The organism is Synechococcus sp. W60.3, assembly GCF_047502615.1.
GTDB lineage: Bacteria > Cyanobacteriota > Cyanobacteriia > Thermostichales > Thermostichaceae > Thermostichus.
Genome location: NZ_JANSHJ010000016.1, coordinates 33,118 through 56,953, shown reverse-complemented (window position 1 = coordinate 56,953; position 23,836 = coordinate 33,118). Strand labels below are relative to the sequence as shown.

At 60.3% G+C, this 23,836-nt stretch carries 23 protein-coding genes; 12 read left to right on the top strand and 11 right to left on the bottom strand.

What is annotated here, in order from left to right; all coding sequences use genetic code 11:
- Nucleotides 1–232 precede the first annotated feature (232 nt).
- The gene (era, locus tag NW846_RS07440; RefSeq protein ID WP_414515660.1) at nucleotides 233–1,345 is read right to left on the bottom strand and encodes a GTPase Era; all 1,113 of its coding nucleotides are present in this window, start codon (nucleotides 1,343–1,345) and stop codon (nucleotides 233–235) included.
- A gap of 16 nt (nucleotides 1,346–1,361) precedes the next feature.
- Nucleotides 1,362–3,071, bottom strand: coding sequence for a SpoIID/LytB domain-containing protein (locus tag NW846_RS07435; RefSeq protein ID WP_414515658.1), 1,710 nt, complete (start codon nucleotides 3,069–3,071; stop codon nucleotides 1,362–1,364).
- Nucleotides 3,072–3,137: 66 nt separating this feature from the next.
- Here NW846_RS07435 and NW846_RS07430 point away from each other — a divergent pair, with 66 nt between their 5' ends.
- A complete protein-coding gene (locus NW846_RS07430; protein WP_049749741.1) occupies nucleotides 3,138–3,569 on the top strand; it encodes a DUF1818 family protein in 432 nt (143 codons plus the stop codon).
- A 58-nt stretch (nucleotides 3,570–3,627) separates the two neighbouring features.
- On the opposite strand, the gene NW846_RS07425 is transcribed toward NW846_RS07430, so the two are convergent.
- Both NW846_RS07425 and NW846_RS07420 read right to left on the bottom strand, forming a co-directional pair.
- Entirely contained in the window at nucleotides 3,628–4,038 is a 411-nt protein-coding gene (locus NW846_RS07425; protein WP_099812188.1) for a hypothetical protein, read from the bottom strand.
- Between the two features lie 53 nt (nucleotides 4,039–4,091).
- Nucleotides 4,092–5,087, bottom strand: a complete 996-nt coding sequence (locus tag NW846_RS07420; protein WP_011430088.1) for an AAA family ATPase — start codon at nucleotides 5,085–5,087, stop codon at nucleotides 4,092–4,094.
- Between the two features lie 129 nt (nucleotides 5,088–5,216).
- Between NW846_RS07420 and NW846_RS07415 the strand changes: the two genes are divergently transcribed.
- From NW846_RS07415 to NW846_RS07405, 3 genes are all read left to right on the top strand, one after another.
- Nucleotides 5,217–5,657, top strand: coding sequence for an RrF2 family transcriptional regulator (locus tag NW846_RS07415; protein ID WP_011430089.1), 441 nt, complete (start codon nucleotides 5,217–5,219; stop codon nucleotides 5,655–5,657).
- A gap of 153 nt (nucleotides 5,658–5,810) precedes the next feature.
- Nucleotides 5,811–6,725 carry a S1 RNA-binding domain-containing protein gene (locus NW846_RS07410; protein ID WP_011430091.1) on the top strand — a complete coding sequence of 305 codons (915 nt, stop codon included), beginning with the start codon at nucleotides 5,811–5,813 and terminating at the stop codon, nucleotides 6,723–6,725.
- A gap of 500 nt (nucleotides 6,726–7,225) precedes the next feature.
- A complete protein-coding gene (locus tag NW846_RS07405) occupies nucleotides 7,226–8,446 on the top strand; it encodes an S-layer homology domain-containing protein (protein WP_414346572.1) in 1,221 nt (406 codons plus the stop codon).
- Between the two features lie 157 nt (nucleotides 8,447–8,603).
- On the opposite strand, the gene NW846_RS07400 is transcribed toward NW846_RS07405, so the two are convergent.
- The gene (locus tag NW846_RS07400) at nucleotides 8,604–9,245 is read right to left on the bottom strand and encodes an exopolysaccharide biosynthesis protein (RefSeq protein WP_414346569.1); all 642 of its coding nucleotides are present in this window, start codon (nucleotides 9,243–9,245) and stop codon (nucleotides 8,604–8,606) included.
- Between the two features lie 192 nt (nucleotides 9,246–9,437).
- Between NW846_RS07400 and NW846_RS07395 the strand changes: the two genes are divergently transcribed.
- Nucleotides 9,438–9,830 carry a hypothetical protein gene (locus tag NW846_RS07395; RefSeq protein ID WP_041438250.1) on the top strand — a complete coding sequence of 131 codons (393 nt, stop codon included), beginning with the start codon at nucleotides 9,438–9,440 and terminating at the stop codon, nucleotides 9,828–9,830.
- On the opposite strand, the gene NW846_RS07390 is transcribed toward NW846_RS07395, so the two are convergent.
- Complete coding sequence (locus tag NW846_RS07390; protein WP_041438253.1) at nucleotides 9,809–10,555, bottom strand: GvpL/GvpF family gas vesicle protein; 747 nt, start codon at nucleotides 10,553–10,555, stop codon at nucleotides 9,809–9,811. The two genes, NW846_RS07395 and NW846_RS07390, sit on opposite strands and share 22 nt — an antisense overlap.
- On the bottom strand, nucleotides 10,533–11,654 hold the full coding sequence (locus NW846_RS07385; RefSeq protein ID WP_011430095.1) for a sugar phosphate nucleotidyltransferase: 1,122 nt from the start codon (nucleotides 11,652–11,654) through the stop codon (nucleotides 10,533–10,535). The genes NW846_RS07390 and NW846_RS07385 overlap by 23 nt, the downstream gene beginning before the upstream one ends.
- Before the next feature lie 262 nt (nucleotides 11,655–11,916).
- Here NW846_RS07385 and hisG point away from each other — a divergent pair, with 262 nt between their 5' ends.
- The 6 genes from hisG (at nucleotide 11,917) to NW846_RS07355 (ending at nucleotide 17,306) form a co-directional block, all read left to right on the top strand.
- The gene (hisG, locus tag NW846_RS07380; RefSeq protein ID WP_011430096.1) at nucleotides 11,917–12,666 is read left to right on the top strand and encodes an ATP phosphoribosyltransferase; all 750 of its coding nucleotides are present in this window, start codon (nucleotides 11,917–11,919) and stop codon (nucleotides 12,664–12,666) included.
- A 199-nt stretch (nucleotides 12,667–12,865) separates the two neighbouring features.
- Nucleotides 12,866–13,660: a photosystem II manganese-stabilizing polypeptide gene (locus tag NW846_RS07375; protein WP_011430097.1), complete on the top strand. Its 795-nt coding sequence runs from the start codon at nucleotides 12,866–12,868 to the stop codon at nucleotides 13,658–13,660.
- 12 nt (nucleotides 13,661–13,672) lie between these two features.
- Nucleotides 13,673–13,966 (top strand): hypothetical protein, encoded by a 294-nt coding sequence (locus NW846_RS07370; RefSeq protein ID WP_414515655.1) that lies wholly within the window; start codon nucleotides 13,673–13,675, stop codon nucleotides 13,964–13,966.
- 409 nt (nucleotides 13,967–14,375) lie between these two features.
- A complete protein-coding gene (locus tag NW846_RS07365) occupies nucleotides 14,376–15,755 on the top strand; it encodes a DUF3084 domain-containing protein (protein WP_414346563.1) in 1,380 nt (459 codons plus the stop codon).
- Nucleotides 15,752–16,210 carry a Holliday junction resolvase RuvX gene (locus tag NW846_RS07360; RefSeq protein ID WP_049749742.1) on the top strand — a complete coding sequence of 153 codons (459 nt, stop codon included), beginning with the start codon at nucleotides 15,752–15,754 and terminating at the stop codon, nucleotides 16,208–16,210. Before NW846_RS07365 ends, NW846_RS07360 begins: the two co-directional genes overlap by 4 nt.
- Nucleotides 16,182–17,306 carry an extracellular solute-binding protein gene (locus NW846_RS07355; RefSeq protein WP_099812185.1) on the top strand — a complete coding sequence of 375 codons (1,125 nt, stop codon included), beginning with the start codon at nucleotides 16,182–16,184 and terminating at the stop codon, nucleotides 17,304–17,306. The genes NW846_RS07360 and NW846_RS07355 overlap by 29 nt, the downstream gene beginning before the upstream one ends.
- A gap of 69 nt (nucleotides 17,307–17,375) precedes the next feature.
- Here NW846_RS07355 and tig read toward each other — a convergent pair whose 3' ends face one another.
- The 3 genes from tig to ccsB form a co-directional block, all read right to left on the bottom strand.
- Nucleotides 17,376–19,049, bottom strand: a complete 1,674-nt coding sequence (gene tig / locus NW846_RS07350) for a trigger factor (RefSeq protein ID WP_011430102.1) — start codon at nucleotides 19,047–19,049, stop codon at nucleotides 17,376–17,378.
- A gap of 88 nt (nucleotides 19,050–19,137) precedes the next feature.
- Nucleotides 19,138–19,521, bottom strand: coding sequence for a lipopolysaccharide assembly LapA domain-containing protein (locus tag NW846_RS07345; RefSeq protein ID WP_011430103.1), 384 nt, complete (start codon nucleotides 19,519–19,521; stop codon nucleotides 19,138–19,140).
- 84 nt (nucleotides 19,522–19,605) lie between these two features.
- Entirely contained in the window at nucleotides 19,606–20,613 is a 1,008-nt protein-coding gene (gene ccsB, locus NW846_RS07340; RefSeq protein ID WP_041438997.1) for a c-type cytochrome biogenesis protein CcsB, read from the bottom strand.
- 239 nt (nucleotides 20,614–20,852) lie between these two features.
- On the opposite strand from ccsB, the gene NW846_RS07335 reads away from it, so the two are divergent.
- Nucleotides 20,853–22,178 carry a hypothetical protein gene (locus NW846_RS07335; RefSeq protein WP_414515653.1) on the top strand — a complete coding sequence of 442 codons (1,326 nt, stop codon included), beginning with the start codon at nucleotides 20,853–20,855 and terminating at the stop codon, nucleotides 22,176–22,178.
- A 218-nt stretch (nucleotides 22,179–22,396) separates the two neighbouring features.
- Here the strand turns inward: NW846_RS07335 and NW846_RS07330 are convergent.
- Nucleotides 22,397–23,343, bottom strand: a protein-coding gene (locus NW846_RS07330) for an IS630-like element ISSoc15 family transposase (RefSeq protein WP_414515396.1) whose coding sequence is annotated in 2 segments (ribosomal slippage) — nucleotides 22,397–23,007 and nucleotides 23,007–23,343 — 948 coding nt in all. Because the reading frame shifts where the segments join, the coding sequence is not laid out codon by codon here.
- Nucleotides 23,344–23,836 lie beyond the last annotated feature (493 nt).

The following is a 23,836-nucleotide window of genomic DNA, read 5'->3' as shown; positions in this document are numbered from 1 at the left end:
CAAAGCAAGATGGGAAAAACTGCCGTTGAACTCCAAAGGCTTTGCTATCCAAGCTAACGCAGGGATCCCATCCGGCATCTATTCCAAGCAGATCCAAGGCATTTTTAAGGCATTTTTGCAGCATTCCCCCCAAGCACGCTGTGCTGCTCGCGCAAATACCCCAGTCTCCTACCCACAAGGGGAGAGGGGGGCATAAGAACTCCGTCCTGCTGACGCAAATGGCTTCTTTCCGCTAGGGGGACGTAGCGCTATAGCCCAAGTCGCGCAGAAGGTGCTCAGAGCGCCGCCAGTGGGGCCGCACCTTGACAAACCGCTCCAGGTACACCTTGCCCAGGATCAGCTTTTGAATCTGCAGGCGGGCTGCCTGGCCGATCCGCTTGAGCCTTTCCCCCCCTTTGCCAATGAGGATCCCCTTTTGGGAGTCCCGCTCTACATAGAGGGTGGCCAAGATGCGGGTGACGTTGGGGGTTTCTTCCACCTGGTCGATGGTCACGGCCACGGAATGGGGCACTTCCTCGCGGGTCTGCAGCAGCACCTGTTCTCGGATCAGCTCCGCCATGATGAACCGCTCCGGCTGATCCGTCACCAGATCCGGCGGGTAGTAGTAGGGGCCGGTGGGCAGCAGATCGATGGTGGCTTGGATCAGGGGTGTCAAACTGCTGGGATCCAAGGCAGACACCCAAACGACAGGAGCGCCGGGGCGCAGGGCTTGGTAGCTCTCTTGGTGAGCTTGGCGCACGGCAGCATCCCGAGGAAGCAGATCCGCTTTGTTGCAGACGATCAGGCAGGGGGAAGCAGCAGGGATCCGCTCGGCAATAAAAGCATCCCCGCGTCCTGCCGGCACCGATCCATCCACCACGAAGAGGATCACATCCACAGCGGCAATGGCTGCCTGGGCGTTGTGTACCAAGATTTCCCCCAGGCGGTGGTGGGGTTTGTGGATGCCAGGGGTATCCACCCAGATGATCTGGGCTTGGGGTAGGGAGAGGATCCCCTGCAGGCGGTTGCGGGTGGTCTGGGCCACGGGAGAGGTGATGGCAATCTTTTGTCCCACCAGGGCGTTGAGTAGGGTGGACTTGCCCACATTGGGCCGCCCGATCAGCCCCACAAACCCCGACTTAAACCCTGGCGGGGCAGCCGGGATCGCAGATAGTTCCCCACTGCTGACACGACCGGGCGCCGATTCCCCTTCTGCTGCAGCAGCGGAGGACTCTGTCCCGCCGTCGCCAATGGATCCCTGTCCCTCAGGGGAGGGATCCCTCCCGTCTGAAGGAGAATGGGGATGTACGGCGCTCTGCTCTCGTAGCTCTTCTAAAGGCTCTGTCCCGCTGTCGCGAACGGCCATAACTTTCACCCAACCTCTAGCGGATAGAGTAGGCTGCTGAGGCGGCAGGCAACTGCAAGGATAGGGATCCCAGCGGGGCCAAGGTGGTGCCGGGGTAGTAGAAAGCGAGGATTTGTGCCGCGTTAAACCCCTGCCGAGCCAGGGTATAGGAGCCATACTGGCTCAGGCCCACCCCATGGCCAAAGCCGCCACCGATGAAGCGATAGCCTGCCAATCGCTCCCCTTGTTTCAGAGGCTCTATCCGAAACAGGGTGCTGTACAGGCGAGGAAAAGCCAAGCGTACCTGATCCTTGCGCAAAAGAATCGAGCGGATCCCTTCTGCCGTCTGCAAGTCCAATTGCATCACCTGCACCCGGCCACTGGCGGAGCGCTCCAGGATCTGCATCCCCGCGATGCTGCTCCAGGTGGGCATCGGGATCCCTAGGTAGTCTTGGCCGGCCCGCAACTGGGTGTTCAGCTCCTCCAAAGATAGGGAGAACTCCCAGCGGAATAGGCGGGATACCCCTGCTTCGTTGAAGCCCTCTCGTTGGGCCAAAAACGCCTGGAAGCTGCTCTCCTGCCGCAAATCCAAGGGCTTACCCGGTTGATGGGCAATATCCGCTTGCCGGCGCAGGTAGGGGCGCGGATCCCCGTCCCAAACATCTTCAAAGGCCGCCGAGACGCCACCGTTGGTGGAAGAATAAACGGCATCCACCAGCTCGCCCTTGTAGGTGAGCACCAGGCCGCTGGTCTGGCGAATCGCTTCGTCGGCCCGCGGATGGGTGCCGCTCAGCCCCTTGTAAACCTGGCAGTGGGTATTGGCACAGAGGTGGTAGTCGTCGATCTGAAAGCGGTGCAGGTTCTTGAGGGCGTAGGTGCGCGCCAAAATTGCCTGGGCGGCCATGGCGGCAAAGGGGGCCCCTGGCCCCACCTCATGGGGCACCACCCCCCGTAAATAGGTTTCCAGGGGCACGGCGTTGACCACCGTATAGCTGCCGTAGGCATTGGGCTGAATGGTAATGGATCCGGCATAGTAGCGGTCGTTCACCCGCAGATAGCCGGCATCGGAGGTTACCCTCAGGCGGGTGCGATGGTAGCGAAAATGCTCATGTACCCAGCTCAGCTCCGCCCGTTCGCGCCGCTCCTGCACCTCCAGCCGCACCTGAGGGATCCCTTCTTTCTGGGCATACTGCTGAATCTGGATCAGTTGTTGGGGAGTGTAGGCGCGGCTGGCCCACACCTGCCATTCCTGCGGTTGGGCGATCTCGGTGCGGATGCCCAGAGATTCCCAGGAGTTGGCGCTGGCCTCGGCGCTCTCGAAGCTTTTGTGGCTGCTGAGGATGAGGCGGTACACGGTTTCCGGGCTGGCCAGGGCGCGGTTGACGATCCCAACCGTAACTTGTGGGAGCCGCTGCCTCTGGGTGCTGCCGTCTGCCTGGGCAAATTCCAGGGTGAGGAAAGACCCCAGCGGCGCTGCCAGCTCCACCTGATCTTGCTCAGAACGGCCAAAGCGTTGCACAATGCCCACGTGCAGGATCGGGTTTTCGGGGGTGGCTGCTGCAGACAATTGCGCTGGCAAGACAGGATCTTCGGCCTCTTTGCGAACCCCGGTCGCGTCAGCGGCACGGAGCACCAAGGCTGTCAGCAACAGGCCCAAGCCGGAAATGAGGCTGCTCTGTTTGCGCCAGCGGAGCGGAGTCCTTAAAAACCGGCGAGGTTGGGCAGTAGGAGACTGACAACTGGCCATGGCCGCTTTATCCTGACAACACACCCTGTCGATTGTACCCGCATCTTTTCTGGCCTAGCCGCAGCGATGGATGCTCCTCTCCCCTCTACCTCCCTGCTTTTTACCGGAAACGACGGTGGATTCTCGAACCTGCCTCCTCCTGCTCTACGCAAGGGATCCGGCTGGCGGTTGGGCTGGGATCCTGGGCGCTCCCCTTTTGTGGCCCTGGTGGGAGGAGAGACTTGGGCGTTGGAGCTAACCCTAGAAGAATGGCAAGCATTTGTGCAGGGGGTGTATCGTCTGCAGCAGGATATGGAAGCTGTCGCCTCCCAACTGATGGCCGAGGAGAGCATTACGCTGGAGCAGACCTTTCCTGCCCTCACGTTGGTTGCCAGTGGCAGCGCCACTGCTTGGGGCCTCTATCTCCAGTTGCACCAGGGCCGGCGGGGTGAGGGTTTCTGGCCAGCAGAAGTTGTCCCGGAGCTGTGTCGTGCCCTCGACCAATTCCAGGAGTGCTGACCCGCCGCCGCTTGCAGGTTTTGGGGAGGAACCCAAGGCAACTCAGGTCAAACTCCAATCAATTGCTGAAGAAAAGATACTTGATAAACCCTGAGGCCACCCCAACGACTAGGGCCACGATCGCGCCGCGGCTGATGAACTCCTGTTGGTCAAGCCGCTTGCTGTAGCCATCCATTTTGCCGCTTAGCTCCGCGATTTTCACTTCCAGGCTGCTACGGCTGAGGTCGATCTTGGCTTCCAGCTCGTTGCGAGTGAGGTCGATCTTGGCTTCCAGCTCGTTGCGAGCGCCTTGGATCTTGCTCTCTAGGTCGTTGCGAGTGAGGTCGATCTTGGCTTCCAGGTCGGTTTTGACCAGCCGGATCTCGCTTTTGATCTCCGTCACCTGGATTTCCAACTTGCGGTCGATTCCCTCCAGCTTTTTGTCCAAAGCCAGGATGAGGTCTTTAATTTCTTGATTGGGATCCGACATCCGCAGTTCTGCCCAAGACCGCTGGCTCCTATTATCGCCTAAGGGATCCCTCCTCAAACTGGCGGCTCAACCGTTGCCACGATGTCGCGGATGACGGCCTCTGCCTCCTGCCGTCGGTTGCTCGTCATGTCCCCAGATCCGGCCAAAGAAATGCGATGGGCCAGCACCGGCACAAACAAAGCTTGCAGATCTTCCGGTAGGCAAAAGCTCCGCCCTCTCACCAACGCCTGCGCCCGTGCTGCCCTTGCCAAGGCCAACGCCCCGCGGGTGGACACGCCGGCCCGCAACAGCCTGGAGGCACGCGTCGCCTGCACCACCTGCAGCAGATAGTCGGCCAGGGATCCATCCAGGTACACCTGATCCACCGCCGCCTGGATCTCCCGCAGCTCCGCCAGGGAAAGCACCGGCTGGAGAGCCTCCACCGGCTCTGCCTGCTGTCGCTGCAGCAGCAAAGCCCGCTCCACCTCAGGGCTGGGGTAGCCGATGGACAGCCGCACCAGAAACCGATCCAACTGGCTTTCCGGGAGGGGATAGGTGCCGTGATACTCCAAGGGGTTTTGGGTGGCCAACACCATAAAGGGACTGGGCAGCGGGTAGGTGCGGTTGTCCAGCGAAACCTGCTTTTCCGCCATTGCCTCTAGCAGGGCACTCTGGGTGCGGGGAGAGGTGCGATTGATCTCGTCGGCCAGGATGACATGGGCAAAAATGGGGCCTGGGCGAAATTCAAACTCCCCTTTCTCTTTGTTGAAAAGGGTGAGGCCAAGAATGTCAGTCGGCAAGAGGTCGCTGGTAAATTGAATTCGCTGAAACTTGGCCCCCAAGCTGCGGGCAATGGCCCGCGCCAACGTGGTTTTGCCTACTCCCGGCACGTCCTCCAGGAGGACATGGCCTTCCGCCACCAGGGCCGTCACCACGGCCTGCACCACCCGTGGCTTGCCTTGAAACACCGACTCGACGTTGGCGATCAGCTTGCCGATCTGCTGCCGCAAAGTTTGCAATCGCTCCGCCGGGATCCGCGCTGAACCGGACAGGGTGCCAACACTTGCCATAAACCACTCCCAAAGGGGCCTATTCCACCATACAGGCCCAACCCACCGGCAACCCAAAGGGGATCCCACAAAACCCCGGTGGAAAACCGGAGTATCATAGACCTGATCCTTGCAGGAAGGATGGGTATTTTGGAACTGTCTTGTAAAAGTGAGTACGCTCTCCTGGCCCTTCTGGAGTTGGCCCAGCACTACCATGACGGCCGGGTATTGCAGATTAAGGAGATCGCAGCCCACCAGTCGATTCCCGACCGCTATCTGGAGCAGTTGCTGGCCACGCTGCGCAGGCAGGGCCTGGTACGCAGCCAGCGGGGCGCCAAAGGAGGTTACTCTCTGGCTCGACCGCCCTGGCAGATCTCCCTATTGGACATCATTCAGGCCATCGAGGGAGAAGATCTCACCCGCCCCCGCGACTTGCCCAGCGGCGATCTCTCGCCGGAGCGCCAGGTGCTCTGGCAGGCTTGGCAAGATGCCCAGGCGGCAGCGGTGGGCATTCTCCAAAAAACGACCTTGCAAGACCTCTGCGACCGGCAGGCGCAACAGCAACAGGCCAGGTTGATGTACTACATCTAGAGGAAGCTGCCGGTGTCGATGCCCTGGGCTTGGCCTCCTCTCAAGAGGGTGAGTACCTCTTCCCGCCGAGGCGGACGAGAGGGGCTGGGATCCCTGTCAAGTTTTGGGTTATCCTGAAACCCATTGCCTCTTGAATTGCTTCCTTTGCATTCCATGACCTTTCGCTCCCCTCGCTCTCAGGCTGCCGATACGTTTTCTTCGGAAGATTTTGCCAAGGCTCTGGAGGCGCAAAGCCTTGACTTTCGACCGGGACAGGTGGTGCGAGGCCGCATCTTCCAGCACCAGAACGATGGGGCGCTGGTGGATATCGGCGGCAAGTCGCCGGCCTTTTTGCCCCTGAAAGAAGCCGGGATCCGCTCAGGAGAGGATTTGAGCGAGCTTTTTCCCCTCAAAAGCGAAGCCGATTTTCTCATCTTGCGAGAGGACTCGGAAGGGCAAATCGTACTCTCGGCGCGGCGGCTGCGGCTGAAGCGACTTTGGGAGGAGCTGGCCGAAAAACAGACCAACGGCCAGACGGTAACTGCCCTGGTGATCGGCACCAACAAGGGCGGGGTTCTGGTGGACGTGCAGGGGCTGCGGGGCTTTATTCCTCGCTCGCATCTCAACCAACGGGAAAATCTAGAAGAGCTGGTGGGCCAATCGCTGACCGCCAGTTTGTTGGAGGTCAACCCCGCTGCCAACAAGCTGGTGCTCTCCCAGCGAGTAGCGCGACAAGCTGAGAGCCTGGGAATCTACACCACCGGTCAGGTGGTGCGGGGCAAGGTCAGCGCCCTCAAGCCCTTCGGCGTTTTCGTGGAGCTGGAGGAGGGGGGCAGCGGGCTGTTGCCCATCAAGCAGGTCAGCCAAAGCTTTGTCGCCTCCTTATCCGACTTGTTCCAGCCCGGTCAGCCGCTCAAGGCCGTGGTCATCGATGTGGATGAGGCCAAAGGGCGGGTAGCGCTCTCTCTGCGGGTGTTGGAAAAATACCCCGGCGAGGTGTTAGAGCAACTGGCCCTCATTACCGAGGAAGCTGAAGAGCGGGCCGGCAAACTGAAGGGGAGAATCACGTCCGAGGGCAAGGTCATTTAACCCATACCGACTGCCAAGGCGCTCCTGGGCGAGCCTTCCGGATCCCTGGGCTGGGCCTCACCCAAGACTTGGCGCCGATCCCCCAATCCCGCCAGCAGCAGGGGACCTTTCGTAGCCACCGGCTGTGGAAACAGCACCCCTTATCCCTGATGCTCAGCTTCCCTCTCCTTCTGGGAGGGGGGCTGGATCCTATGTCCTGCCAGCATCAACTCCCTGGCACTGCGGAGCCCTGGGGGGCTGTTTCAAACTTGTACAGAGTGGCAATGCCGTGAACAGCAACTGAGGCTGGGGTGTTGTCTATACGCGATGCTGGCGCAACAGAGATGAAGAGATTTCCTTACCAATCCTCCGCTATTGCGTTTCCATGCAAATCTTAGGTTGGAAATGCTCAAATTAGGACACAGCAAGGGTTTTAGCTATTGCCGCCACTGAGGAAATAGCCAGAATAAGAGTAGCTATTGACCCAGCAATGAGCGCTACGACAACTTGGTGAATGCACGATGTTTCCCTCTCTGTTGACCCCACGCACAGCCGGCCTACTCCTATCGGGAGCCGCACTGGGCATCCACTGCCAGGTGGCCATGGCCGCTCCTTTTCGCGACACCTTTGGCCACTGGGCGCAAGCCTATATCGAGACCCTCTCCTCTCAAGGGGTGTTGAACGGCTTCCCGGATGGCACCTTCCGTCCCAACGAGCCGGTGACCCGCGCTCAGTTTGCCACCCTTGTCACCACTGCCTTTCGCCTTCGCAACACCTCTGGTACCTTCATCGGCTTTCGGGATGTGCCTCCCAGCCACTGGGCGGCCAATGCTATCTCCACGGCGGCAGCCAACAACTTGGTGGCCGGCTTCCCAGACGGCACCTTCCGACCCGAACAGCCCGTTACTCGCACCGAGGCGCTGGTGATCCTGACTAACGCCCTTGGCAACACGAGTGCCATCCCCGCGGCTCAGCCGAGCGAGCTGTTCAGCCGCTACCGCGACGCGGCAGCCATTCCCAACTGGGCCCTGGCACAACTTGCAGCCGCCAACCGTGCCGGCCTGATTGTCAATTACCCGGATCCTATGCTTTTGGAGCCGAACCGCCCTGCCACCCGTGCCGAGGTGGCCGCTTTTACCCACCAGGCCCTGCTCAATCGGGGATCCCTGGTGGCCCAGAACCCGAGCAGTTGGGTTTCCACCCCCCCGGCGGGCTTTGACCTGCGCCTTTCCACGCTGGCGGCGGGCACCCTGATGCAGACCACCACCCCCTTCAACGAGCGCCTCTTCATCGCCCCCAACGAAACTCGCCCCCTGTCCTTGATCGTCCGCACCCCGATTCGCAACGCCCAGGGGGACATCCTGGTGCCTTTCGGCTCGCGGGTGGATGGCCGCTTTGAGCCGGCACCGGGGGGCACGCGCTTTGTGGCAGAAAGCATCATCGCCAACAACCAACTGTTCCCCTTGGCTGCCCAATCGGATGTGATCCACGATGTTAAGGATCCTCGCTACACCACCACGGGCAAAATCATCCAAGATGCGGCCATCGGCGCGGCAGCGGGCGCCATTCTCGGCTTGGTGACCGGCGACAATGCCATTGCCACAGAAGAAGTGCTGGGGGCTGGGGTGGCCGGAGCGGTGATCGGCAACGTCACGGCGCCACAGGTGGTAGTTTTGGATCCCAACCAGGTGATCGAGCTGCGCCTCACCCAGGATCTGGTGCTGGTCCCTCAATCCCGCTAGCGGCGCGGGGGTGTCCGTTGCAACAAGACACAGGCGATACAACTTCGTCACCGTCTTTCCATCGGTGAAGCTGGGCGTTGCCTCGATCCCCAACTCCGTATCCCCCCGTACACGGGGGGATATAGGGGGGGCCGGGGTTGGGAGTGAGGGCAAAAGGCTATCTTCTCAGCCAATCCAACAGAGTCGTTCCCCCCAGCCACAGGCCCACCAAAATGGAAGTGGTCAGCAGCCCCGCCGCCACACAGATCAGGGATCCCAAGCTGCACAGGATCCCGTCCTCTTCGAGGAGGCCAAAGGCGGTGACGAAGACCCCCATCGCCGGCAGGGTGTTGGTGCCGGGCACGGGAATGATCATGGAAATACCCATCAAGCTGATCAAGGTGCTCAGCCAGACCTGGCCCAGGCGGCTGGTGCAGACTGGTTGCCAACGGGGGCAGGCAACTTTTTCAATGCGCTGCAACCACGGGATCCCGGCCTGCACCCACTTTTGAAATTGCTTCCGTTCAATGGATGTCTGCAGCACCCATGGCGGCAGCCAGGGGGTGGTTCGCCCCGCCAGCATTTGTAGGGCCAGCAGCAGAATAACCACGCCAAAGGGAGTGGAATAGCCAGGAGCTGGCAGAGGCAGAGCAGAAGGGAAGGAGAGCACCGCCAAAAACAAGCCAAAGCTGCGCTCGCCCGCCAGTTTGAGAATCTCTTCAAGGCGGATGGGTAGGGATCCCTCTGGGTAAGGCTCGGGCTGCTCTGGATGGGCGGGAAGGCAGGCAAATCGGGCCAGCTCTTGCGATAGACGAGCCATAGGGGGGGGCTGCAAACGGTTTGGGAGCCAACGATAGCCTACTGCAAATCCAAGGTTTGTTGGATATCTTGAACAAAGGGGTGGTCTTGGAGGGGTAAGATGAGCGGCGAAGCGCTGGGCAAAAGGTTGGCTAGCGGTAGCCTTGGAGAAGGTCTGGGGAAGCGTGCTCCGCTCAGCAAGGGAATAGGCAGGTTGGGGGGGACGCTGTTGCTGGGATCCCTGTTGGTGGCAGGGCGCGGTGTGGCCCTGGCCGAAGCGCAGTTGGAGGTGGGTACCTCCACCACCTTGCCCCCGCAGGCGGCGCCGCCGGTGTTGCCTCCCCCGCCGGTGGGAGTTCGACAAATTAGAGAGGATACCGATCCTGAGCAAACCGCCGATATGCCCCTTTCCCTTCTGGCCGAGCAGGTGCTGGAGGCGGTGTGCGAAGCGCAAATCGATCCCCAACGGGCCCTGGCCCTCATGCCCGACCTGAGCGAGTCCCACATCCGCGCTGCCTGTCCCAAGCGGCTGGCCCCCCAGTCCCTCCGTAGACGGGGGGATATAGGGGGGGGAGTACAGGCCGGTCAAAGCTTGGCGAAATTGTAGGGAGCGGTGAAATTGTTGTAGCGAATGCGCAGCCGTCCCTGAAAGGCTCGATCCAGCTCCTCCACTTTTTGGGCAAAAGCCGGCTCATCTTCCCAGTTGATGAGAAACGAGCTGTTGTAGGCCATGTTTTCCGTAAGCAGCTCTCCCTCGACGCGATCGCTGGCCAGAGAGCCGAGGGCGGCTGTGAAGGTTTGGGCAATGTGTTGGCGCCGTTGCTCCAGCATTTGCTCCAGAGCCTGCCCAATTTCCACTACTGCATCTAGCCCCAAGGGGGTGCCAGCCATCTCGTCCCGCCGGGCTTTCAGGGCCGGGTTTTCCTCTAGCCCCAATTGGAGCTCTTGCTGGGGATCCCAGAAGACTTTTACCCCCACCTCCCGTTTGCCCTCCAGGCGCTGCAGCAGGGCCAGCAGATCGGCCAGGTGCGGTTTGATCAAATCCTGCTCTACCTGATCCCAGCCGCTCACCACCAGGCCAAATTGCAGCGGCAGCAGGGCGCGGTATCCCTCGCTCATCACGGTTTCTAGGACAGCTTCGTGGGCCAGCAGATTGGCCCGGCTGGCCAAGTAGCGCTCCTGGCGAGCCTGGGAATAGAGAAAGGCCAAAGATCCCAGCACGTGAATCCCCACCGGCTGCTTGTCCAGCCCCACCACATTCAGGTGGCGCGGGCCGGGGGCAGCGACGATCCCGTAGAGATAGAGGGTGCTATTGGGATTTGCCGTTGGCATGGCTGCGAGCATCTCCGATCAACCAGGTGAGGTTGGACTCTTCCGTGTCGATGGCATTGCCATCGGAGGAAATACAGTAGCGACCCATCACCATCTGGTGGCGCAGGGTAACTCCTGCAGCGATTTGGGTGTAGTTGAAGATGAGGCTGCCATCCAGCGTACACCCTTCGTTCAACACACAGCCGTAGCCAATGGCTGTGGGGCCGATGAGCTTCACCCCGTCTGCCAGGTAAGTGCTGGCCCCAATGTAGACCGGCGGCTCGATATGGATGCGATCCCAGTTGGCGCGGATGTTGATCCCCGTCCAGACGCCGGGCCGAATCTGGATCCCGGGCACCTTGACCCCCTTGATCTCGCCGCGCAGCACCTTCTGTACCGCCAGCCAGTAGTCAGGGGTACGGCCAATGTCCACCCACTGGAAGTCGGCCTTGAGGCCGTAGAAGGGGGCGCCGGCTTTCACCAAGGCGGGGAAGAGATCGCTGCCGATGTCATAGGGGCAGCCGGGGGGGATGTAGTCCAGGACTTCTGGCTCGAACACGTAGATGCCGGTGTTGATGGTGTTGCTGAGGGCCTCTTCCTGCCTGGGTTTTTCTTGGAAGGCGGTGACCCGGCCCGTCGCATCGGTTACCACCACGCCATAGCTGGAGACTTGGCTGGGATCCACCTCTCGCAACACCACCGTGGCCAATGCCCCCTTAGATTTGTGAAAGTTGACCACCTGGGTCAGGTTGAGGTCGATCAGGGCATCGCCGCAGAGCACCACGAAGGTGCTGTCGAAAAAACCGGAAAAATCCTGGATCTTGCGCATGCCACCGGCGGATCCCAGGGGTTCGGCCACCGGCTGGCCGTTCTCGAAGTGGCCCTCGAAGGAAAAGCCGATGTGTACTCCCCACTGCTGGCCATCGCGAAAGTAGTCTTCGATCTGGTGAGCGAGGTGGCTGGTGTTGATCATGATTTGGTCGAACCCATGTTCCCGCAGCAGCTCCACCAAGAACTCCATGACCGGCTTGTGCAAAATCGGGATCATCGGCTTGGGCATCATGTAGGTGATGGGCCGTACCCGCGTCCCTTTGCCGGCTGCCAGGATCATGGCTTTCATGCCGTCCTCTCTCCTCCGGGTCTATCGTCTCCTGACTTTATCATCCCAGGATCGGCAGTCTGGATAACAGAAGAGGGTTTTCGCTCTGGGCTGGCCCCCCAGTCCCCCCGTGTACGGGGGGATAGAGGGGGGAATCGCCGCCAAGAGGCCGATCCTCTACAATCGAGGGAAAGCAACGCCCGCAACTGCTCTGCCGCTGTCAAGGCTTTACTCTCTATCTAGCCCTGGCAAGAGCAGGGATCCCGGACATCCTTCTATGTCGATGGCTTTCGGCCTCAGCCCCGCCCCGCATCCCGATACCCCAGGTTGCCGTTCCGCCGGCCAGCCGATCACCATTGCCCTGGCCAAGGGAGCCTTGCTGGCCGACGCTATCCGCTGCTTGCAACAGGTGGGGATCGATTTCAGTCGCTTTTTGGATCCCGGCAACCGCCTGCTGCGGATTGAATCGCCCACCCAGCTCAACGGGCAACGCTACGAGGCGCTGCTGGTGCGCAACCACGACGTGCCGGTGTATGTGGAGTACGGCCAGGCCCAACTGGGCATCGTCGGCTACGACGTCTTGCGGGAGCGCTATGCCGGCAGCGAGGTGCGAGTGGCCCACCTGCTGGATCTGAAGTTCGGCCACTGTCGCATGTCGGTGGCTCTTCGCCAAGAAAGTCCCTACACCTCGGCGGCCCAGTTGCCTCCCCATGCCCGCGTGGCTTCCAAGTTTGTCGGCTGCGCCCGCGAGTATTTTGACCGGTTGGATTTGCCGGTGGAAATTATCTCCCTCTACGGCTCAGTGGAACTGGCTCCCATCACCGGCATGGCCGATGCGATTGTGGACTTGGTGGCCACCGGACGTACCCTGAGGGAAAACGGCCTGGTGGAACGGGACTGCCTTTTCGAGAGCACCGCCCGCTTGATCGCCCATCCCACCAGCTACCGCGTCAACCAACAGCCCATCGGCGAGCTGGTGAACCAGATTCGGGAGCGCTGGCTGGGATCCCTGGTGGCGAGTGGCCCGCTTTGAGGGGGCCGCGAGGTCTTTGTAGAAGGGCAGGGGTCGGCAATCCAAGAAGTAGGAAAACGCAGCTACCCGACAGCTCTGCCTGGCCAGGAAACTTCTGCAAGCCCGGCCAAAGAGGGGATCACTATTGCGTACAATAGGGGCATTCGGGCTTATTTTCCCCAGCAGCATTGAGATTAAAACAGGTTTTTCGAGGTTGATTATGCGGTACCGTCCACTACTCGCCATCCTGTTGGCGCTCTGTTTGAGCGTCTTCGCCCTGCCGGCGGAGGCGGCCAAGGCCCCCTTAACCTACGACCAGATCCGCAACACCGGCAAGGCGGCCATATGCCCTTCCGTCTCGGACGATGCCCGCGGCCGCATCGAGGTGCCCAAGGGGGGATCCCTAAAGTTGACAGACGTCTGCTTCCAGCCGGTGCAAATTGAGGTGGAAGAAGAGAAACGGAACGGGGAAAAAGAGTTTATCAAGGCCAAAAACATCATGATCTCGGCAGCCACGCTGGGGCCGATTAAGGCTGAGGTCACCCCCAAAGACGGCGGGTTGGAGCTCAAAGTGGTGGACGGGATCACCTTTCAGCCGACCACCGGTCAGTTGCCCCGCCGCGAGCTGGTGCCATTTTTGTTTAGCGTGAAAGATTTGGTGGCCACAGCTCAGGGCTCCGCCATTGACCCCTCGACCGACTTTGAAGGGGAGTTCTTGGTGCCCGGCTACCACACCAGCACCTTCCTCGACGCGCGCGGGCGCGGCTCTAACACCGGCTACGACACAGCCGTAGGGCTACAGGCGGCCAAGGACGACTTCGCCACCAACCGCAAGGTGGACGAGGTTTCGCGGGGGAAACTGTCGCTGCGCATTGCCCGCGTGGATCCCAGCACGGGAGAGATGGGCGGCTCCTTCGTTAGCATTCAGCAGTCCAGCACCGAGCAAGGGGCACTGGAACCCCGCACCGTCCGTGTCCAGGGCTTGTTCTATGCCCGCCTGGCGCCGGAGTCTTGAAGAGAGCAAATTTTGGGCTTGAGGGGGCAGGGATCCGGTCGATCCCTGCTCACTCCTGTTGATACTCTGTCTGTCTGGGTTTGCCTGTTGGGGAAGAGGGCGGCGATGGCAGGATCCCACAGCGTTTGTTTTGATCGGGCTGCCGACTTTTACGATGCTACCCGCAGCTTTTTCCCCGCTGTAGAGGAAGAGATCGCCGATGCCATCTTGGCGACAGGGGGAGCCACTCCTGAGACCTATTTTCTCGAGGTGGGCATTGGGACTGATTCGGCGTGGCTACTCCTATTGCGGCGTCGATATTTCTAAACGGACGTTAGCTGAGCAGGTGGAAGCCTTCTCAAGGGGCTCATGTGCAGCAGGTAGCGGCGGCAGGTAGGTGTCTGCGCATCCACCCAGAGCCAGGCAAGTCTTGTAGGAAGGGTTTTCTTGTGGACATTGCGGCTGGAGGGGTGACGCCGACCTGAACGGTGCAAAGGTTACCGCCCTTTTGGGGCGTTCTATAAACCAGCCCCCCTGCCCCGCGTATACGGGGGGGTTCGGGGCTTGCTTGCTCTCTAAGCGAGCATGCTTCAGGGCTACTGTTCGCGTCAGCCGGACGGAGTCCTTCAACCCCATCCGCTTACGCGGGGCCGCACTTCTCTGGCTCGGCCTGCCCTCAACTTCCCAGACCTTCAGGGTAACCTTGCTAAGATTTCCATGGCAGGGATCCCGGGCTATGCAAGGCGTACTGCTGATCCTTTACATGTTGTTTGTCAGTGGCCTGATTGCCGTTGTCGGGGATCGGGTCGGGTATCGGATTGGCAAAAAGCGCCTCACCTGGTTTAACCTGCGTCCCCGCCACACGGCCGTTTTGGTAGCCGTGATTACCGGCGTGAGCATCTCGGCGCTGACCTTGGGCACGCTGCTGCTCCTCAACCGCTCTCTTTCGGAAGCCCTGTTCAGCTACACCAACCAAATTGCCCAGGCAGAGCAGGAGCTGCGGGCCCTCAACCGCCAGAAAGCTCTGCTGGAAGCGGAGAATGCCACTCTCAGAGCCGAGCGAGACCGGCTCAAGCTGGATCTCGACCAATTTCGCAGTCAGCAATCGGCAGCCCAGACACGCCTGAGCGAAGTCCGGGATCAACTGGCTATGGCGCTACAAGAGCGGCAAGAGGCGGAGGCGAAGCTGGCGGCAGCCAACGAGCAACTGGCCCAAGTGCAGCCCGGCCTGGAGCGGGCCCAGGCGGAGTTGGAGGCGGTGAAGGCAGAGGTGGAGGCGGCCCGAAAGATGATTGCCGATCTGGAGTCGCAAAAGCAGGCTCTGCAACTGGATCGGGATCAACTGGAGCGCTCTCTGGATACGGCGCAGACGGCCCTGAGCCAACTGGAAACTCAAAAAAAGCAGCTTGAGCAGGAGATCGCGCAGCTCAACCAGTTAGCGGTGCGGCTGCGGCGGGGAGAGCTGGCCATTCTGGCGGGAGAAGTCCTGGCTACAGGAGTTGTGCAAACGCCAGCAGGGGCAGACCCGGCGGCAGTCCGGCGGCAGTTTGAGCGAGTTTTGGCCCAGGCAGAACAGCGGGCCCTTGCCCTCGGCTCCCGGCCCATCCCCCCTCTGGAGAACGCCATCCTCATCCGCCGCGAGGAGGCCGACCAAGCTCTGGAAAAGTTGAAGGAACCTGGTAGCTGGGCAGTGCGCATCCTCTCCCTCACCAATCGGCTTAAGGGAGAGCCTGTGCCTGTGCTGGTGGAGATTTACCCCAACCAGCGCATCTTCGCCAGGGGATCCGTGCTGGCGCAGGGTGTAATGCAGCCAGGCTTGAGCGAGAACGAAATCCAACAGCGGCTGCTGGAGCTCCTCAACCAGGCCAATCAGCGCTCCCAGGCAGAAGGCCTCCTCTCGGATCCCATCACCGGCACTGTCGGAGAATTCTCGCAGGTGAAGTTCTTGGAAGTTGTGCAGCATCTCCGCCAGAGCACTACCCCCCTGGATGTGAAGCTGGTTGCTGACACCGACATCTACACGGCGGGGCCGCTGCGGGTGAGTTTCCTGATGGCGGAGGCCTCTGGCCAGCAGGGCACCACCCCCGTTCAGCAGGCGGGGCAGATTGGGGGATGAGGGATCCACTCCATCTGGGCGGGCTGGAAGAGGGGCGAGTGCTGATGGGTTTTGACCCGGGGCGGGACAAGTGCGGCCTTGCCGTGGTGCAAGTTCAGCCGGCGTGGCAGGTCTTGCATCGGGAGGTGGTCTCAGCCGGGGAGGCCTTGGCCAGGTTGCAGGCCCTCTGGCAGCAGTTTGGGGCGGAGCGGCTCATCCTGGGAAATCAGACAACGGCGCGAGGCTGGAAACGGCAACTGGAGTCGCTCCTCCCACCCCAACAGATTGTTCTGGTGGACGAGAGGCACAGCTCAGAAGAAGCCCGGCGGCGCTACTGGGATTTTTACCCACCGCGGGGATGGGAGCGGCTGTTGCCCAAGGGGATGCGGGTGCCGGACAAGGCTTACGATGATCTGGTGGCCCTGATTCTGGTGGAGCGGTACTGGCGTGGGCAAGCAAGGGCTGAGCCGACGTGAATTTCTGTACGGGCTCCTGCTGGGGCTGGCGGTGGCCGGCTGTGGCGGGCCTAGGGGCTCTCTGCCCCTCATTCTTGCCCTTAAACAGGGGATCCCGGCCAGCTTGGTGAACGAGTTTCGCCGCCGCACCCAGGTTCGCTTTCGGCTGCAACTGTTGGACGAGCGGGCCCAGTTGCTGGCCTACCTGCAGCAGAGCGTCCAGCCGCCTGAGCCGGCCTGGTGGGAGCCGGGGAGATGGTTCCGGCGACAGCCGCCAGCAGCGGCCCTGAGCCTGTTGGGAGCTGACGCCTTGGATCGGGCCATTGCTGCCGGTTGGCTGGATCCCTTGCCACCTGACCTCTTGGGAGAACGGTGGCAGCACTTGGATCGCCGCTGGCAGGCTGCTGCCCGGCGAGAGGGGCAGATCTGGGGCGTGCCCTGGCGCTGGGGGGTAACGGCCATTGCCTACCGCCGCGACCGGGTGAGCGACCCCATCCGGGACTGGGCGGATCTGTGGCGGCCTGAGCTGGCCGGCAAACTCACCCTGCCAGATCACCCCCGGGAGGTGATCGGGCTCGTCCTCAAAAAGCTGGGCCGCTCCTACAACGATCCCCTCGATCCCGAAGAGGCCGAACTGCGGCGAGAGCTGGGATCCCTGCACCGCCAGGTTCTGGCCTATACTTCCGCCGACTACTTGCCCATGTTGCGCCTGGCCGATAGCTGGGTGGCTGTGGGCTGGTCGCAGGATCTCTATGCCACCCAGGCCAACTACCCCGAGCTGGAGGTGGCGATCCCGGCTTCGGGATCCGCCATCTGGTGGGATGTCTGGGTGCGGCCGCATAGAGCTCACAACGCTTCCCCAGAGCTGGAAGGATCCCTGCTGGCCGACTGGATTGACTTCGTCCTAACCCCAGAGTTCGCCCCCCGCCTGGTGAACTTGAGCGGGATCCCTTCGGTTTGGCCGCTGGATTTGGCCCAACTCTCTCCTCGGCTGCGTCGCAGGGCTGACTTTCAGCCTTCTACCTGGGAGCGCGCCGAGATTTGGCGGCCTCTGAGCCCCGCCGAAGCCGAGTCCTACCTCCGCCTCTGGGACCAGATGCGGCGCGGCCTCTTGTAGCCCGGCTTTTTCCGACCCCGGCGGCCAAGGTGTGAGAACCGGCAAGTCTAGGGAGGCAACCAGGACCCTCTACTTGTCCTTTTTGCTCTTTTTGCCCGCTTTGGGTGTCTCCGCGACGGCCTGTTCCAGTTGCAAGCCAGCAGGGTCTGTGGCCGCCTCTGCAGAAGGCTCAACCGCCTCAGGGATCCCAGACGCCTCTGCTTCTACAGAAGGGAGAGCTGCCTGCGGCTCTGTTGCAACCTCCCCCTCAGCTTTCGCATCGACAGGAGGCTCAACTGCCTCGGGGATCGCGGATCCCTCTGGCTTCTCGGCCTCAAACTCCGTCTCCGGCACCCCTGCCCTAGCCGACTCAGACCTCTCCTGCCGGTCTTCACCCTCAGAGCGGGGCGAGAGGGTGGGCGGTTCGGTGGGGTTGCCTTCGCTATCGACCCAGTTGACCGTGGTTTGGGACTTCAGCCAGGCCATCACCTTGTTGGCGAGCAGATCTTCGTGGACTGCTTGGCGGACTCGCTCCCGATCCAGCTTCTGCCCTTGCTGCGCATAGGCCGCCATCACCTCTTCCACCTCGACTTCCAATTCGTTGGGGCCTACAGCAATCTGCTCCTGCCGGACGATAGCGCTCAGAGCCAAGGTGCGCCGCAGCCGGTTGATGGCCTCGGGCCGGTGGCGCTCCATCAACTGGTTGAGAGTTTCCGGCGGCAGTTGGGACAAGAACTTGCGGATCTCTCCCGGCGTGACCCCTTGCTGCTGCTGCAGCGACTGAAGGCTTCGGGCCAGCAGTTGTGTCGTTTCTTGCTCGACTAGGGTCTCCGGCAGATCCACCTCGGTGGTTTCCAAGATGGCATTGAGGATGGCCGTCTCCAGGTTCTCCTCAGATTGCCGCAGGGCATCTTGCTCGAGGCGCTTTTGCAGGTGTTCCCGCAGTTCGGCCACCGTCTGAAACTCGCTGATCTCCTGCACAAAGGCGTCATCCAGCTCCGGCAGCTCTTTGGTCTTGATCTCTTTGAGGCAGACGGTGAACGTAACCGTTTTCCCGGCCAACTCTTTTCTGAAGTAATCGTCAGGGAAAGTAGCTGTGATCTCCTTGGTTTGGTCGAGCTGCATGCCGACCACGCCCGCCACAAAACCAGGGATGAAGTTCTCCTCTTTGAGCTCCAACTGAAAGTCCTGGGCGGCGATTTCCTCCAGAGGATTGCCCTCGGCATCGCGGGCTTGAAAATCGATCACCACCACATCCCCCAACTGGGCGGGCCGATCCTCCACCGGCAAGAGGGTGGCCCGCTGATCCCGCCACCGGTCGATGAGCTGGTCGATCTGTTCGGGCTTGACGGTGACGCGGGTGGCCGTGACGGTCAGGCCCTTGTATTGGCCGACACGGGCTTCGGGGTACACCTCCACATACCCCGAGAAGCTGAAGTCGGCCTCCGGGTTGAAGCGATCCAGAAGCTGCTCCACCTTGTCGTCCAGCTCGAAGCGGCTGATGGGATGCAGTTGGGTGTCCTTGAGCGCCTGTTGGATGGCCTCGTTGATCAGGTCATCGACGGCACTGGCCATGACGCGCTCGCGGCCCACCTGGCGTATCACCAGGTTGCGGGGAGCTTTGCCCTTGCGAAATCCGGGGATCTGGATATTCCGCTCCAGTTGGCGCAAGGTTTTTTCGTAGGAGCGCTTAACCTGGTCGGCTTCTACCACGATCTTGAGGCCAACCCGGCTGCCAGGACGTTTTTCTTGTGTGACCTGCATAGGAAGTGATGGGCTAGTGGAAGAGGCAAGCAGAATTTCAATTTTACCCCAACTGCTTGGAGATCGACGGGATCCGTTCGGAACAGTTCTAGGCAGGGGATCCCTCTGTGGTGACTTCCTTAACGTCCTGAATGTCTTCCTGGGGCTCGGCACGCTTGCTGGGGGGCAGTTGCTTGACTTTGGCTTCCAGCTCCACCACCATTTCCTTCAGCTCGCTAATGGTGACTTCCTTTTCTTGCAACTGCCGATTTTTCTCGCGGGCTTCGATGCTGAATTGGAGACGCATCCAGAGGCTATAGAGCCAGGCAAGGGCGGCCCCGATCCCGGCAGAGGCCAACAGTTCGATCGCCAGCGGGCTTTCAACGCTGACGCCGGGGGCAAAGGTAATCGTGACCGGGCTGGCGTTTTGCATGGCGAAAAGAGCGATTCCCAGGAGGGCCGAGAACAGGATCAGGTAGTTGAACAGTCGCATGCTTTTCTCCTCAGAGGGATCCACGACGGCTTGCCAGCACCAGAATACCCACAAACGGGGGTTGATTTGTTGGCCCAAGAGATCTTAGAAGAACCAGCCATAGCTGTGTAAGCCTTTGCCCAGAAAGTTCACCCCCAGATAACACACCCAAACCACCCCAAAGCCCAAGCTGGCCAAGAGAGCGGGGCGCTTGCCCTGCCAGCCTTTGGTGATGCGGGCGTGCAAATAGGCGGCAAAGACCAACCAGGTGATCAAGGCCCAGGTTTCTTTGGGATCCCAGCTCCAGTAGGTGCCCCAGGCTTCGTTGGCCCAGACGGCGCCGGCAATGATGCCGATGGTCAGCAGCGGGAACCCCAGCCCGATTAGCCGGTAGCTGGTGTTGTCTAAGATTTCCGCCAGGCTCAGCCGTTGCAGCGGGATCCCTTCGGGTGCCGGTTGGGGAGGGGGTTCAGCCGGTCGGGGGGAGCGGATCCCGGCGTAGACCAGTTCTGCAGCGGGCGATGGCAGGGTGGCTTCTGTCCATTCGGGGTGGGTTGCAGGCTGGGAGGGTCCAAATTGCAGGCCGAGGGAGTTGCCCTTTAACTGAACTTCCTGGCCGCGGGTGACGATGAGAAAAGCGATGGCCAAAAGGGATCCCACCAAGAGGGCTGCATAGGCCAGAAGCATCACCGTTACATGCATCATCAGCCAGTTGGATTGCAAAGCCGGCACCAGTGGCTGGGCCTCCTGCATATCTGCCGGCAGGGCCAGGGCGGCAAAGGCCACAACGCCCGTCGCCAGCGGGGCGGTCGTCACCCCCACCCAACGGCTACGAGTCCAGTGGAGAGCCAGCAGATGCAAGGCGGTGATCCCCCAGGCCAAGAAAAACAAAGACTCGTACAAGTTACTCAAGGGGAAATAGCCGGCATCGATCCAGCGGGCCGTCAGCAGGGCGGCGATCGTCAAGTTCGCCCCGATCATCCCCGCCAAGCCCAGCTCCGACAGAAGCTGCACCTGGGGAAACGCTGCCCCGCCCCAATAAAACAGCATGGCCCCTAAGCAAACGGCAAAGGCCACGTTGTTGAGCAAAGCCTGCCACTGAGCTAGATCCAGGCCTGCAAGGGCCGTTATCGCCAACACAGCCATACCTGACCTCAGAAGTTCTCCTGACCTGGCTTGGGCCAGACCGCTGATCCCATTCTAGGGCGGGGGAGGGGATCTTCCCCAAAGGACACATGCTGGTAATGTGGGGATGGCTTATCTGCAGCTCGGCAGGATACCGAAAGTGTTGGGATGTGAGGCTCATGCAAAGACACGCGGGAAAGGCCAGAACCTGGAGATGGGGATGGTGGATGGCTCTGGTGGCGGCTCTTGTGCTGGTCGCTTGCGCTGGATCCCCGCTTGAACAGCCCCAGGAACAGCTACCTCAGCTCGAGCGGGTACCGGTGCCGCCGGAGATCGCCAAGCTGGATGCCTACTTGGAGCACTGCCGTCCGCGAGTACAGATCCTCAGCCCCCAACCCGGAGAGGTGTTGTCGGAGCGGCAAGTAACCGTTCGCTTTGCGGTGCAGGGGTACCCGCTCTTTAAAGATCCGCAACTGGGCCTTGGCCCCCATCTGCACGTGGTGCTGGACAACCGGCCCTACATCGCCCATTACGACGCCGATGCTCCCCTCGTTTTCGAAGATTTGGAGCCGGGATCCCATACTCTGCGGGTGTTTGCCGGCAAGCCCTGGCACGAGAGCTTTAAAAACTCCGAGGCCTACGCCCAGGTCAGCTTCCACGTGCTCGCCTCCACACCGGAATATGTGCCGCAACCGCAGTTGCCCCTGCTCACCTACAACCAGCCCAGCGGCAGCTACGGTGCCGAGCCGATCTTGGTGGATTTTTGGCTGGCCAACGCCCCGGTGCGCGAAAGTTTGCTGACCGACCTGCCGCGGGATTGGCGCATCCGCTACACCCTCAACGGCCAGTCCGGCCTGCTGGATCGCTGGGAGTCTTTTTACTTGAAGGGCTTGAGGCCCGGTCGCAACGTGATGGTGGTGGAGCTGGTGGACAGCAAAGGGGATCCCATCCGCAATGTGTTCAACAGCGCTGCCCGCGAGATCACCTACACCCCCGGGGGCCAAGACACGCTCTCCAAGCTGATCCGCGGCGAGCTGAAAGCGGAAGAGGCCCTGGCCATTGTGCAGCCTCAGCCCACGCCGACCCCAACACCCACCCCGACGCTGACACCCACCCCGACGCCGACGCCCACCCCGACGCCGACGCCCACCCCGACGCCGACGCCCACCCCGACGCCGACGCCCACCCCGACGCCGACGCCCACCCCGACGCCGACGCCCACCCCGACGCCGACGCCCACCCCGACGCCGACGCCCACCCCGACACCCACTCCCGCGCCGCCTCGCCAGCCTCGCTTTCAGCTGGACCGTTCCCGTCCCACCGCAGAAGGGATCCCGGCTGTTCCCGCGCCACCGCCCGTAGGGCTCACTCCTGAACCTGAACCCAGCCCAGAGCCCTCTCCGCAGCCTGTCCCCACTTCAACTCCCCAGCCTGTGGCTACACCTTTGCCGCGCGTCACCCCCATCCCCTTCCAGGAGCGGCGAGTGCGACAGCAGGGGTTGCGGCTTTTCCCGCCTGGGCTCCATAGCCCCTACTCGACGGATAACCTGTAGTACGATGGCGGCTCGAAGACTTGACTCTATGGGTAGTGTCTGAGATCCAAAATTTATCTTGATTTACTCTAAACTTGGGGCAGCCAAGACGATGGCTTTTCCTTGGGATCTGCCTTGGCTGGTTTGGGGTTGAGGCTCATTGACAACTCTCTCTGAAATCAGCCTCAAAAGGTTTCAGAAATGGATTAGCAGGCTGTTTGATACAGCCTGTTAAGGGCTCAAGGGGTACAATAGCAGCACTTAGCAAACCAACTTCGGAAGGAGGATGGATTGATCAGTAGTAAAGAAGTCTTCACTATCTGCTCCATGCTATATTTCCCAATTCTGCAAAGCTGCCGAATAAAATGCTTCAACACCGACCACATCATCTCAATGGGATTCAACTCCGGCGCATACACAGGCAGGTATAGGATTCGTGCTCCTGTCCCCCTAATCAATTCCTCAACTTCCCGACTCTTGTGGATATTCAAATTGTCCATAATCACAACCTTCCTCGCATCTAGCTTCGGACATAACTCGCTTCTCAAAAACTCCAAAAAGTCCTCTTTCTTCATCCCACCCTTGATGACACGACAGCCAACTACACCTCTCAAGGAAATAGCTCCAATAACCGTATACTTTTCCCCCTTGTATCTTTGACGGTAATGATAAGCCCGTTGACCACGTAAACTCCGAGATACTCCCCGCTCCATTCCCTCCCAGACCCCTGTCTGGTCGAGGGCAATCAAATCCTCTGCTGGAATATTCCTGACTTCTTGACTATAAGCTAGTCGTTCCCTTTGCACCTCCTCTTCTTTGACTTTTGCACTGCGGTAGGTCTTTTTTTTAGAGTCATTCCTTGCTTTTTCAAGAAATTATGTATTGTGACGATGCTTACATTGATTCCTAAGCGCTCGCGCAACAGTTCTTGATACTGCCACAGGTAGAAGTCTGGGTGTTCTGTAATAATTGCCATCACTTCCTGCCGATGTTGTTCCAAAATGCCCACTCGCTTGGTGCCTGCTTTCTTAGGGGCTAAATCTTGAGTTTGTTGGTACTGTCGCACCCAGCGGTGTACTGTTCTTTTGGTCACCATGAAGCGTTTAGCTACCTGGCGGATGGAGGTGTTACCTGCCTGGTAGGCTGCTACAACTCTTTGCCGCAAATCCAAAGAATGAGTCGGCATTCCTTTCTCTCCTTCCTCTTGAATACCTGTACCCTATTTTAAATTAAAAGGCTGTACCTTGCCGGGCCAGCCTCTCCGATAGATTTCTACAGACAAAATAGGCATCTGTAGCGATGTAGAGTGTATCAAAAAACATGTTTCTTATCTCAGTACAATCTGGTTAACGATTGAGAGAGCATGACCGATCTTGCTTGCTTTTTTCTGTCCTATTGATTTAAGTTTTGAGTAACGGAATCGCCTTATTTTAGTAACATCTACCCGTAAATCGGCGAGCTGACAGAGGCCGGAACTGAGGAACCGCTGGCGGTAGCTCAAGGACAAGACTCAATAAATTTAGTGAATCAAATAGCCGCTGAAAGTCTGGATTTTAGGTTGCCAAAACCTTTACGGAAAGGCTTTTCTACTGGTATGAATAAAGTGCTGTTTGCAGCAAGGTCGGCTTCGTACTGTGGGAAGCAAGCTTGATGCGACAGCAGAAGCGAAGATTCTGACA